Origin of the sequence: Massilia pinisoli, assembly GCF_024753285.1 — a bacterium.
GTDB classification, from domain to species: Bacteria; Pseudomonadota; Gammaproteobacteria; order Burkholderiales; family Burkholderiaceae_D; genus Telluria; species Telluria pinisoli.
This window is the reverse complement of record NZ_JANUGW010000009.1, coordinates 1-12871: the sequence shown is the minus strand read 5'-3', so window position 1 is coordinate 12871 and position 12871 is coordinate 1. Positions and strand designations below refer to the sequence as shown.

Annotated in this window: 10 protein-coding genes; all 10 read left to right on the top strand. The window is 67.8% G+C overall.

The features are described 5' to 3' along the window. The 10 genes from NX784_RS13825 to NX784_RS13780 are packed head-to-tail and all read left to right on the top strand — an operon-like array spanning window position 1 to window position 12773. Window positions 1-2379 (top strand): efflux RND transporter permease subunit, encoded by a 2379-nt coding sequence (locus NX784_RS13825; RefSeq protein WP_258817258.1) that lies wholly within the window; start codon window positions 1-3, stop codon window positions 2377-2379. Between the two features lie 21 nt (window positions 2380-2400). Further along, the gene (locus tag NX784_RS13820; RefSeq protein ID WP_258817257.1) at window positions 2401-3378 is read left to right on the top strand and encodes a WD40/YVTN/BNR-like repeat-containing protein; all 978 of its coding nucleotides are present in this window, start codon (window positions 2401-2403) and stop codon (window positions 3376-3378) included. A gap of 5 nt (window positions 3379-3383) precedes the next feature. Continuing rightward, complete coding sequence (locus tag NX784_RS13815) at window positions 3384-4871, top strand: NAD(P)/FAD-dependent oxidoreductase (RefSeq protein ID WP_258817256.1); 1488 nt, start codon at window positions 3384-3386, stop codon at window positions 4869-4871. Window positions 4872-4894: 23 nt separating this feature from the next. Further along, window positions 4895-6358, top strand: a complete 1464-nt coding sequence (locus NX784_RS13810; protein WP_370662940.1) for a flavin monoamine oxidase family protein — start codon at window positions 4895-4897, stop codon at window positions 6356-6358. After that, complete coding sequence (locus tag NX784_RS13805) at window positions 6355-7071, top strand: c-type cytochrome (RefSeq protein WP_258817254.1); 717 nt, start codon at window positions 6355-6357, stop codon at window positions 7069-7071. Before NX784_RS13810 ends, NX784_RS13805 begins: the two co-directional genes overlap by 4 nt. A 35-nt stretch (window positions 7072-7106) precedes the next feature. Then, window positions 7107-8240, top strand: coding sequence for a saccharopine dehydrogenase family protein (locus NX784_RS13800; protein ID WP_258817253.1), 1134 nt, complete (start codon window positions 7107-7109; stop codon window positions 8238-8240). A gap of 9 nt (window positions 8241-8249) precedes the next feature. Then, window positions 8250-9803 (top strand): class I adenylate-forming enzyme family protein, encoded by a 1554-nt coding sequence (locus NX784_RS13795; RefSeq protein WP_258817252.1) that lies wholly within the window; start codon window positions 8250-8252, stop codon window positions 9801-9803. A 52-nt stretch (window positions 9804-9855) separates the two neighbouring features. Continuing rightward, on the top strand, window positions 9856-11097 hold the full coding sequence (locus tag NX784_RS13790) for a thiolase family protein (protein ID WP_258817251.1): 1242 nt from the start codon (window positions 9856-9858) through the stop codon (window positions 11095-11097). A 10-nt stretch (window positions 11098-11107) separates the two neighbouring features. After that, a complete protein-coding gene (locus NX784_RS13785) occupies window positions 11108-12511 on the top strand; it encodes an NAD(P)/FAD-dependent oxidoreductase (protein WP_258817250.1) in 1404 nt (467 codons plus the stop codon). A gap of 4 nt (window positions 12512-12515) precedes the next feature. Further along, on the top strand, window positions 12516-12773 hold the full coding sequence (locus tag NX784_RS13780; protein ID WP_258817249.1) for a hypothetical protein: 258 nt from the start codon (window positions 12516-12518) through the stop codon (window positions 12771-12773). Window positions 12774-12871 lie beyond the last annotated feature (98 nt).

The following is a 12871-nucleotide window of genomic DNA, read 5'->3' as shown; positions in this document are numbered from 1 at the left end:
ATGCTTGCGCGCCTCATTACTCGCCTCGAACGCACCCTGTTCGGGCATCGCTTCGCATTCCTGCTCGTGCTGGCGGGCTTCACCGCCTTCATGGGATTCCATGCGACGAAGCTCCAGCTCGAGGCCGGATTCGAAAAACAGCTGCCGCAGGGGCACGAATACATCCGCACGTTCGAGCAGTACCGCGGCCAGCTGTTCGGCGCGAACCGCCTGACGATCGCCGTCCACGCCCGCCGCGGCGACATCTGGAATCCGGCCGCGCTGACGCAGGTGCTCAAGGTGACGGACGCCCTGACGTACCTGCCGGGCGTGGACCGCACGAGCGTGACGTCGCTGTGGACGCCGAACGTGTTCTTCACGGAGATCACGGAAGACGGCTTCCGCGCCGAGCCCGTGGCCGGCGGCGACATCGTGCCGGACAAGCTGTCGCCCGACGTGATCGCGCAGATGCGCCAGCGGACCATGGCCGGCGGGCACGTCGGCACGCTGGTCGCGCGGGACCAGACCAGCGCCCTGATCACCGCGCAGCTGACCGACGTCGACCCGCGCACCGGGAAGAAGCTCGACTACATCGCGTTCAACCGCCTGCTCGAGGACAAGATCCGGAAGCCGTACGAGAACGACCAGGTCGAGATCGAGATCATCGGCTTCGCCAAGCAGATCGGCGACATCGCCGACCGCTCGGATGAGGTGACGCACTTCTTCGCCATCGCGTTCCTGCTGACCGGGGTCGCCGTGTACTGGTATTGCCGCTCGATCCGCCTGACATTGCTGCCGCTCGCGTGTTCGCTCACGTCGCTCGTCTGGCAGTTCGGCACCCTGCACCTGCTGGGCTTCGGGCTCGATCCGCTCGCGATCCTCGTGCCGTTCCTCGTGTTCGCGATCGGCGTGTCGCACGGTATCCAGCAGATCAACTTCATCGTGCGCGAAGTCGCCCGCGGTACCGACTCGTTCGGCGCCGCGCGGCACAGCTTCACGGGCCTCCTGATCCCCGGTTCGCTGGCCCTCGTCACGGCCCTGGTGAGCTTCGTCACGCTCGTGCTGATCCCGATCCCGATGATCCGCGAACTCGCCATCACTGCGGCCATCGGCGTGGGCTACAAGATCCTCACGAACCTCATGATGCTGCCGGTCGCCGCATCGTACTTCCGGTTCACGCCGGAATTCGCGCAGCGCGCGCTCATCCGGCGCGAGAAGCAGGGCGCGTGGCTGGGCGTCGTGGCCCGCGTCGCGAAGCCGCGCAACGCGCTCGTCATGACGCTGATCGGCGCAGCGGTGTTCGGCCTCGCGTACTGGAAGAGCCAGGGCCGGCACATCGGCAGCCTGCAGGCCGGCGCGCCGGAACTGCGCGCGGAATCGCGCTACAACCGCGACGCCGCCGCCATCGTCGACCGGTTCGACGTCGGCCTGGACTGGCTGACGGTCGTCTTCGAGGCCACGCCGCAGCAGCAGGGCGACGTCTGCTCGCGCACCGAGGAGTTCCTGTTTATCGACGAATTCGCGTGGCGGATGGGCAGTGTACCGGGCGTCGTCTCGGCCGATTCGGCGGCGGGGCAGCTCAAGCTGTACAACGCAGGCCTCAATGAAGGCAATCCGAAGATGGCGACGATCACGCGCGACCCGCGCGGGCTCGGCTCGCAATTCCAGAACGTGAACAACCGCATCGCGGGCCTGGCGTCGAACGACTGCCGCGTGCAGGGCGTGAACCTGTACCTGCCGGACCACCGGGCAACGACGATCAAGAGCGTCGTGGCGGCCGTGAAGGATTACCGCAACGCGAACCACCTGGACGGCGTGAATATCCGGCTCGCGAGCGGCAACGCGGGCGTGCAGGCCGCGACCAACGAGGTGCTGGAAGAAAGCGAGATGCCGATGATGCTGTACGTGTATGCGGCGATCCTGATCCTCGTGTTCCTCGTGTACCGCGACTGGCGCGCGATGATCGCGTGCTGCCTGCCGCTCACCGTCGCGACGTGGATCGGCTACTGGTTCATGAAGGAATTCCAGATCGGCCTCACGGTGGCAACCTTGCCCGTGATGGTGCTGGCCGTCGGCATCGGGGTCGACTACGCCTTCTACATCTACAACCGCCTGCAGGTGCAGCTCGCACAAGGCCTGGACTTCACGCGCGCCCTCGGGCTCGCGCTGACGGAGACGGGGCTGGCGACCGTGTTCACGGCGATCACGCTGTCGATCGGGGTGGCGACGTGGACCTTCTCGAGCCTGAAGTTCCAGGCCGACATGGGCGCGCTCCTGACCTTCATGTTCATCGTGAACATGGTCATGGCGATCACGTTGCTGCCCGCGTTCGCGGCGGTACTCGAATGGCTTTTCCCGCGCCGCGGTCCCGTGCGCATGCCGGCGATCCTGCAGCACTGACCGACAAGGAGTGATCACATCATGCAACCCAACCGAATCATTCCGATCCTCGCGCTCGTCCTGTGCAGTGCACGCGTGGCCGCGATCGACGACCCCGCCGCCGGCACGCCCGCGATGAAGCGCTGGCCCTCGATGGCGCCGGCGCAGCACGTGGCGAACGCGGCTCAGGCGCCGCTGCTCGCGGCGACCCGGGCCGGTAACCGGATCGTCGCCGTCGGCGACCACGGCGTGGTGCTGCTGTCCGACGACGGCAAGACGTATCGCCAGGCGAAGACGGTTCCCGTGCGCTCGCTGCTGACGTCCGTGCAGTTCCTCGATGATCGCCGCGGGTATGCGGCCGGCCACGACGGCGTCGTCCTCGCCACGCAGGACGGCGGCGAGACGTGGAGCTTGCTGCGCGCCATGCCCGGCCAGGAGCAGCCCGTCCTGTCGTTCCACTTCGACAGCCCGCAGCACGGCATCGCCGTGGGCCTGTACGGCTGGGCGATCGAAACGAGGGACGGCGGGCGCACCTGGACCGAGCGCCATATCGGCACCGGCGAGGACAGCGACCGCCACCTGTTCCACGTGTTCGCATCCGGCCACGGGACGCTGTTCATCGCGGCCGAGGCGGGCGCGTTGTATCGCTCGGCCGACGGGGGTAAGTCGTGGCAGACGCTCGCCACCGGCGACAAGGGCTCGCTGTGGCACGGCCGCGCGCTCGTGGACGGCACGCTGCTCGTGTGCGGCATGCGCGGCCACCTGTATCGCAGCCGCGACGACGGCCTCACGTGGCAGGCCGTGCAGACGCACACCACCCAGTCGCTGACCGGCATCGCGCAACTCGCCGACGGCAGCACCGTGGTCGCAGGCATGGCCGGGACGGTCCTGCGCAGCACGGACGGCGGCGCAACGTTCGCGCTCGCGCAGCGTACCGAGCGCGAACCTCTCACGGCGGTGATCGCGGCGGGCGCGCACCCGCCCGTGCTGTTGTCGATGGCGGGACTGGTCGCGAGGTGAGCACCATGAAACGGAACATCACGAAACACGAGACGCCGGGTCTCACGCTCACGCGGCGCGGCTTCCTCGGTGCGACGGCGTCCGTCACGGCGGCGGCGATCGCCTTGCCGAAGGGTGCCAGCGGCGCGGCCGCGGCGAATACGGAGGGCGACGTGCTCGACGTGGCGATCATCGGGGCCGGCCTCGCCGGGCTGACGGCGGCGCGTGACCTGCAGCGCGCGGGCTGCACGTCGTTCGTCGTGCTGGAGGCGCGCGACCGCGTCGGTGGCCGCACGCTCAACCACGATCTCGGCAAGGGCTATTTTTCCGAGGCGGGCGGTCAGTGGATCGGGCCGGGCCAGACGGCCATCCTCGACCTGGCGCGCGAGCTGGGCGTCGGCACGTTCCCCACGCATTGGCAGGGCAAGCTCACGATCCTCGCCGGCGACGCGCGCGCCACCATCGAAAGCGACGGCGGCTTCGGCACGGATCCCGTGCTGCGTCACGAGCTGGAACAGATGGCGAAACTGGTGCCGTCCGGCGCACCGTGGACGTCGCCGCGTGCCGCCGAATTCGACGCGATGTCGCTCGCCGACTGGCTGGCGACGAAGAACCTGGCGCCGGAAGACCAGTTCAACTGGGTACTGGCGGCAACGCTCACTACGGGCACGGCGCCGACGAAGATCTCGCTGCTGCACTACCTCGCGCTGATCAACTCGGCGGGATGCAATTACGAGCGGCTGGAAGCGATCAAGGACGGCGCCCAGGAGACCCGGATCGCGGGCGGCTCGCAGATCCTGTCCGTGAAGATGGCCGAGGCGCTGGGCGACAAGGTGCGGCTCGCGACGCCCGTGCTGCGCATCGAGAACTGGAAGGACGGTCCCGTCGCGCTTCACACGCCGCAGGGCATCGTGCGGGCACGCTCCGTGATCGTCGCGCTGTCGCCACCGCTGTGCAACCAGATCGCGTTCGATCCGCCGCTGCCGGACAAGCGCCGCGAACTGCAGCGGCGCTGGCCCGCGAACGCGCCGATGCGCAAGACGGTGCACGTCTACCGCAAGGCGTTCTGGCGCGAGCAGGGCTACAACGGCTGGATCGTGCAGGCGCGGGGACCCGTGCTGTGGGCCTTCGACAACTCGCCCGAAGACGTGTCGTTCGGGGTGATCACCGCGTTCGTGAACAACGGCGTGCTGCCGTCCGACCCGAAGCAGGCCGAAGCCGAACTCTCGCGCGTCTATGCGCAGGCGTTCGGCGACGAGGCGCTGCACCCCGTTGCCTATCACGACTACGACTGGGGCAAGGCCGACCGTTGGTCGCTCAGCTGCGCGTCGCCCGTGCCGCCCGGTTTCTACACGACGTACGGCGATGCGCTGCACCCGGCCGTGGGACGGCTGATCTGGTCGGGCACCGAAACGGCGGAGATCTGGGCGACGTCCATGGACGGCGCCGTGCGTTCCGGTCACAAGGCGGCATTGCAGGCACTGCGTGACGCCGGCACGCGCAAGACCGCATGAATTCGATTTTTGAAGGTGACAAGATGGACAAGGCTAAAAAACAAAAGGATGACGGGCTCACGCGCCGCGGCTTCCTCGGCATGGCGACAGCGGCAACGGCCGCGGCGGCGCTGCCCCGGGTGGCCGGCGCCGTCGGCGAGGGACGCGATGTGCTCGACGTCGCGATCATCGGCGGGGGTCTCGCGGGCCTGACGGCCGCGCGCGACCTGAAGCGCGCCGGTTGCGAATCGTTCGTCGTGCTGGAAGCGCGCGACCGCGTGGGCGGCCGCACGCTCAACCACGACCTCGGCAAGGGCTATTTCACGGAAGCGGGCGGCCAGTGGATCGGACCGGGCCAGACTGCGGTCGCCGACCTGGCGCGCGAGCTCGGCGTCGGCACGTTCCCCACGTACTGGGAGGGCAAGACGACTTTCCTGGCCGGGGGCGCGCACGCCACGGTTGCCATGGGCGGCGGGTTCAACACCGACAAGCGGCTGACGAGCGAACTGGAAGCGATGGCAAAGCTGGTGCCGTCCGGGGCGCCGTGGACGTCGCCCCGTGCTGCCGAATTCGACGCGATGTCGCTGGGCGACTGGCTGGCGAAGAAGAACATCGCGCCGGAAGACCAGATCGGCTGGACGACGGGCTCCGTACTCTCCGGTGGCAACGTACCGGCCAGGTTGTCGCTGCTGCACTGGCTGTCGATGATCAATTCGGCCGACTGCAATTACGAGCGCCTCGAAGCCGTCAAGGATGGGGCGCAAGGCACGCGCATCGCGGGCGGCTCGCAGATCCTGTCGATCAAGATGGCACAGGCGCTGGGCGACAAGGTGAAGCTGGGGACGCCCGTGCTGCGCATCGAACACTGGAACGATGGTCCGGTGACGATCCGGACGGCCAAGGGCGCGATCCGCGCGCGCCACGTGATCGTCGCCCTGTCGCCGCCGCTGTGCAACCAGATCGCGTTCGATCCGCCGCTGCCCGAGAAGCGCCGCGAGATGCAGCGCCACTGGCCCGCCATGGCGCCGGCGCGCAAGACAGCGCACGTCTACAAGAAAGCGTTCTGGCGCGAGAAGGGCCTGAACGGCTGGATGATCCAGGCGAAGGGGCCGGTCCTCTGGGCCTACGACAACTCGCCGGAAGACGCGTCGTTCGGCGTGATCAACGCCTTCGTCGCGAACGGCCAGCTGCCGTCCGACCGCGAGGCCGCCGGCGCCGAGCTGGCGCGCATTTATGCCGAGGCGCTGGGCGACGAGGCGCTGCATCCGGTCGCGTACTACGACCACGACTGGGGCAAGGTGGACCGCTGGACGCTGACGTGCGTGTCGCCGATGCCACCGGGCTTTTACACGACCTATGGCGAGGCGCTGCATCCGCCCGCGGGTCGCCTGATCTGGTCGGGCACGGAAACGGCGGAGATCTGGGCCGGTTACATGGACGGCGCCGTCCGCTCGGGCCACAAGGCCGCGCTGCAGGCGCTGCAAGCATTGAACGAAAGGAAAGCATGATGGGGACCACGACGACACCGCGCAAGGCCCGCACCGCCACCGCGACGGCACCGCGCAGCCGCGCCAAACGATTCTTCGCCTGGACGGGCGGCCTGCTGCTGGTGGCGGCCATCGTGGCCGGCGTCCTGTACGGACCGGAACTCATCGGGCTGTACCAGGTCGGCAAGCAGATCGACACGATCGCAGCCGACAGTGTACGCACGGGCGGCCCGTGGCCGCGCGCGACCGACGCCTGCGTGTACTGCCACGGCTACGACGGCAACGCGCGTGCCCAGACCTATCCGCGTCTCGCGGGCCAGCCCGAGGCCTACCTGAGGAAGCAGCTGGCGGGGTTCGCCGCCGGTACGCGCACCGACCCGACGATGACGCCGCTGGCGCTCAGCATGTCGGACAAGGAGATCGGCGCATTCGCGGCGCACTTTTCGAAGATGGCGCCGCTGCCCAACGCGACCTTCCACGCCGATCCGGCCCGGGTCGCGCGCGGCGAAGCGCTCGTCAAGGGCGGCAGTTGCACGGCATGCCACGGCCAGAAACTGGAAGGCAACGGCGAATTCCCGCGCCTGGCGGGGCAGGGCTACGACTACCTGCGCGACCAGCTGATGCGCTTCAAGGACGGCACGCGCCGTGATCCGATGGGCGCCATGGCCGGCGTTGCCGCGCCGCTGTCGCAGCAGAACATCGACGACCTGGCCCAGTACCTGGCCAGCAGATAAACGTTTTTTTCACACACACAAACAAGGAGACTCTCATGGCTAAGCATCCTGTCGTCGTCTACGGCGCAAGCGGTTACACCGGCATGTTGATCATGGACTGGCTGATCGACCAGAACATCCCGTTCACCGCGGTGGCGCGCAACGCGAAGCGGACGAAGGAGATGATGGAGCAGCGCGTCGTGCGCCTCGAATCGGCACGGTACGAAATCATCGAAGCGGAGCACAACGTCGAATCGCTGACGAACGCGTTCCGCGGCGCGAAGGTCGTGTGCAATACCGTTGGACCGTTCAGCAATTTCGGTCTCGTCGCCGTCGAAGCGGCGCTCAAGGCGGGCTGCCACCACCTCGATCCGGCCGGCGAGCAGGCCTACATCCGCAAGGTGCGCGACGAGTTCGGCGAGCAGTTCCGTCAGGCCGGCCTGCTGGTGTCGTCGTCGAACGCCTACATGTACACGTATTCCGAAATCGCCGCCGAGCTGGCGCTCGAGACCCCCGGCGTGGACTCCCTGCAGACGGCGGCACTGTGCCGCGGCGCGCGCGGCGCCGGTGCCGGCGTGAGCGTCGGTTCGACGGCCACGATCTTCGAAGGCTATCGCCAGGAATCGTTCTACCTGTGGGAAAACCAGCTGATGGCGCATGCGCCGGACGCGTCGTTCGAGATCATCGACCCGTCGTTCACGCAACCCGTGTTCAGCCTGCCGTGGGGCGGCACGTCGCTGCCGATCTATTTCGAACACGACGCGCGCGTGCGCAGCTGCATTTCCAGCGTGGGCTTCTACGACAACGACGCGATGCGAATGGTACATGCCCTCGGCAAGAAGTGGGAAGCGGAATACAAGCACCTGCCGCGCGAACAGCAGGACGCGGTGTTGAAGCAGATCGTGGACTCCACGACGCCGTCGATGCCGCCGCGCGAACGTACCACGATCCATCGCACCGTCGATTTCGCGATCGGCCGCGGCCAGTTGGCGGCCGTGCGCGCGACCGTGCACGGTATTACGCCCTACATCGCGACCGGTGCGATCCACGCGGCCGCCGCCCTCAAGCTGCTCGACGGCGACACGGCGAAGGTCGGCTTCGCATCGGGATCGAAGGCGTTCGGCCATCGCTACCTGCTTGGCTTCCTCGAGCAGCGCGGCCTGGCCCGCGCGACGGTGACGCAGCTGTAAGAGGACATCATGGCCATCATCGATTTCTTCGACCGCGGCTGGCGCATCAATCCGCGCGGCATCGCCTACATCCAGGACGAGCGCACCTTCTCGTTCCAGGAAGTGGGCGAGCTGTCGTGCCGCATTGCCAACGCACTGGTCGACAACGGCTACAGCAAGGGGACCAACGGCGCCGTCTGGGCCGACAACGACGTCGGTGCCTGGACCTGCGCGCTGGGCCTGTGGCGCGCCGGCATGGCGTACATCCCCGTCAACGGCCGCAACGTGCCGGAAGAGAACCAGTACGTCCTCGACGCGTTCGATTGCGAAGTGGTGTTCTTCCAGAACGCGTTCGCCGGCATCATCAACGAACTGCGGCCGCGGCTGCCCAAGGTCCGGCGCTGGGTATGCATCGACGCCGACCTGCCGTGGGCACCGGCGCTGGCGGAATGGAGCGACGGCCAGCCCGCGACGCCGCCGCGCGTCGCCATCGACATGGACGACGTCGTGGCGCTGTCCGCGACGGGCGGCACGACGGGCATGCCGAAAGGCGTGATGAACACGCACCGTTCGCTGCAGACCTATTTTGCGCAATTCATGATGGCGCACCCGTACCAGGGCGCGCGCCCCGTGAACCTGGCGGCGGCCCCGATGACGCACACGGCCGGCATGCTGTCGCTGCCGTGCACGGCGCAGGGCGGCACCGTGGTCGTCGTCACGAAGCCCGATCCGGCATCCGTCTTCGGCGCCATCGTGAAGCACCGCGTCACGGAGCTGTTCCTGCCGCCGACGGTGATCTACCGCCTGCTGGACATCCCCGGCGTCGACAAGCTGGATCTCTCGTCGCTGAAGTACTTCCTGTACGGCGCCGCGCCGATGTCGGTCGAGAAGCTCAAGCGCGCGATCGAAGTGTTCGGTCCCGTCATGTCCGGCGGCTACGGCCAGACGGAGGCGCCGGCGTCGATCGCCTACCTGCCGCCGGCGGAACACTTCGCCGACGGGAAGATCGCATCGGATGCGCGCCTGTCGTCCGTGGGGCGGCCGAATCCGCTGATCCGCGTCGAGATCATGAACGAGCGTAACGAGATACTCGCCCAGGGCGAGACGGGTGAGATCTGCGTGCGCGGCGATCTCGTGATGAAGGGGTATTACAAGGCGCCGCAGAAAACGGCGGAGACGATCGTCGACGGCTGGCTGCACACGGGCGACGTCGGCCACATCGATGCCGAGGGCTACCTGCACATCACGGACCGCAAGAAGGACATGATCATCAGCGGCGGTTTCAACGTGTATCCGAGCGAGATCGAGCAGGTGATCTGGGCGCACCCGGCGGTGCAGGACTGCGCCGTGATCGGGGTGCCGGACGAGCAGTGGGGCGAGGCCGTGAAGGCCGTCGTCGAGTTGAACGCCGGCCAGAGCGTCGATGCGGCGGAACTCGTCGCCCTGTGCAAGCAGAAGCTCGGCTCCGTCAAGGCGCCGAAGACCGTCGACTTCGTGGACGCGCTGCCCCGCAGCCCCGTCGGCAAGGTGCTCAAGAAGGACTTGCGCGAGCGGTACTGGCAGGGCGTGGAGCGCCGCATCTGAGGCGCCATGCAACGCGGCCGGCCTCCGGGTCGGCCTTCACCAGAAAGACATCATGAACAATATCTACATCGCCGGCATCGCCATGACGGTGTTCGGCCGGCATTTCGAGCGCAGCCTCGACGACCTGGCGGGCGAGGCGCTGCAGGGCGCCCTGCGCGATGCCGGTTGCAATGCGGCCGACATTGGCGCCGCGTTCTACGCCGGCATCACCAACGGCCCGCTGCAGGGGCAGTTGTCGATCCCCGGACAGGTCGTGTTCAGCAAGATCGGCATCGAAGGCATCCCCGTGTTCAACGTCGAGAATGCATGCGCGTCCGGCAGCACGGCCGTGCATCTCGCCTTCCAGCACCTGAAGGCCGGCGCCTGCGACGTGGCGCTGGCACTCGGCGCGGAAAAGATGAATGTCCCGGACAAGGCCAGATCGCTGGCGCTGTTCGAGTCTGGATGGGACGTGGCGCGCGTCGACGAGAATTTTGCGACATTGGCGGCGCTGGGTGACGGCGTCGTGCCGCCCGCCGGCTCGGAATCGGAACGGCCCTACAGCCGCTTCATGAAGATCTATGCAGCGATGTGCCGCTACCACATGAAGACGTACGGCACGACGCAACGCCAGATCGCTGCCGTCTCGGCCAAGAACCACCAGCATTCCGTGCACAATCCGTATTCGCAGTTCCGCCAGCCGTTCACCATCGACGAGGTGCTGGCCGCGCCTCCGATCACGTATCCGATCACGTTGCCGATGTGCGCGCCCGTCACGGACGGTGCCGCCGCGGCGATTCTCTGTACCGAGGCGGGACTGCGCCGCCTGGGCCTCGACCGCAAGCGCTACGTGCGCGTGGCGGCCAGCGTGATCCGCAGCTTCACGCACCGGCCCGTCGACGCGCCGGAGCGCGGCATCGGGCACCTGGCCGCGCTGCAGGCATACGCGCAGGCGGGCCTGGGACCGGGCGACATCGACGTGGCCGAGGTGCATGACGCGTCCGCGATGGGCGAAATCATCCAGGCGGAAAACCTGGGCTTCGTGCCGTTCGGCGAGGGCGGCCCTGCCGCCGAGCGGGGCGATTTCACCTTGGGCGGGCGCATTCCCGTCAACACATCGGGCGGCCTGGAGTCCAAGGGACATCCGCTCGGCGCGACCGGCATCGGGCAGTTGTACGAACTCGTCACGCAACTGCGCGGCGAAGCGGGCGCGCGCCAGGTACAGGGCGCGCGCCACGCGATCCAGGAAAACGGCGGTGGCCTGCAGGGCGTCGAAGAGGCGGCCCTCGCCATCCACATAGTGAGCAAGGACTGAGGAGAACGACATGACCAGCACGATGAACGTCGCATCGGATCGCGGCGCCGCCGGCGCCCTGCCGGCAGCGGCAGCGGCGACTGCGGCGAAGTTCCGCCCGATCGGCGGGTGGATCGAGCGGCCCGAGCATCCGCAGCCTGCGCTCGAGGGGCACGTCAACGCCGACGTGATCGTCGTCGGCGCCGGTTTCGCGGGCCTGAACACGGCGCTGGCGCTGCGCGCGCGCGGGGCTTCGGTGATCGTGCTCGAACGCGACTTCGCCGGCTTCGGCGCGAGCGGCCGCAACGCCGGCTACCTGGGCGGCAGCATGGCCGTCGAATTCGAGATGTTCGCGAAGCGCGTCGGCCACGAGCAGGCGAAGCGGATCGTGCAGTTCTACGACGCGGGCGTCGACTACGTGGAAGGCAAGCTGGCCGAATACGGCATCGAGTGCGACTACGTCCAGTCGGGCATCATCCGCGCCGGCGTCCATCCGTCGCAGGAAAAGAAGCTGCGCAAGGACAGGGCGACCGGCCTCGAACTCGGTTCCGTCACGGAGTACCTGGAACCGGCCGACATGCGCGCACGCGGCATTCCGCCGGCATTCCTGTTCGGGTACTACACGCCGCGCGGCGGGACGCTCGACCCGGGCAAGTACGTCACCGGATTGCGCCGTGCCGCCCTGGACGCCGGTGTACGCCTGTACGAGAACACGGCGGTGCTGTCGTACGACGAAGGCACGACGGTCCGCGTCACGACGGCCGGCGGCAGCGCGAGCGCGCCGTTCCTCGTGCTGGCCACCAACGCGTACACGCCGCAACTGGGCCTGCTCGGCAATAAAGTGGCGCCCATGCGCGTCTCGGCCATCGAGACGGAACCGTTGTCGCCGGCGCAGCTGGCATCGCTCGGGTGGCAGGGACGCGAGGGCATCATGACGCCGCACTACGTCATGGAAAGCCACCGGCTCACCGCGCGCAACTCGCTCGTGATCACGACGAAGCGGCTGAACTACGTCTACGGTTCGAAGACGCCGAACGTGCCGGACGACGACGCGTACGAGGCGCTGGCGGGCGCGCTGCGCGACCGTTTTCCCACACTCCAGGGGCTCGGCATCCGCGCGTGCTGGAGCGGCTACGTCAGCCTCGCCTACGATGCGCTGCCCGTCGTGGGAGAGTCCGGCGAATACCGGAACATTCTGTATTCGGCCGGATGCTCCGGCCACGGCGTCGCCACGCAGTCGATGATGGGGCAGATGCTGGCGGACTGGATCGCGGGCGAAGCGCATCCGCACATGGCCGCGCTGGATCACAAGACGCCGTCCACCTTGCCGGAGCCGCTGCAGTGGTGCGCCATCAAGGGCGCGCTGGCGCTGACGAACCTGCTGGACGAGCACGTGAACCGCAAGGCGCGCCGTGCGGCCGGCGGCGGGAAGTGACCGCATGCGTGCGCTGAAACTTGCGTGCCTGGCGCTGTATGGCTTGGCGCTGGCGGCCCTGGCGGGCATATGGACGGGGACGGGCGCGGTGGCCGTGCGTGACCTCGCGCTCGTGATCCTGGCCGCGCACGCGGTCGAAACGGGTGTCGCATTTCGTTTCGTGCGGCGCTATCGGGGCGCGCTCGCCCTGAGTGTGCTGCTTGCATTGCTGTTTGGATTACTTCACATCGTGCCGCTGGCGCGGCAGTCCGCCCGAACCTGATTGCGGGTGTCTCTCCATCCATCGGCGGTATGGATGGCCCTTTTGCCCGGCGGCGTAGAACCCGCTGGGTTTTTTTTGCCGCGTACATCGATAAAAAA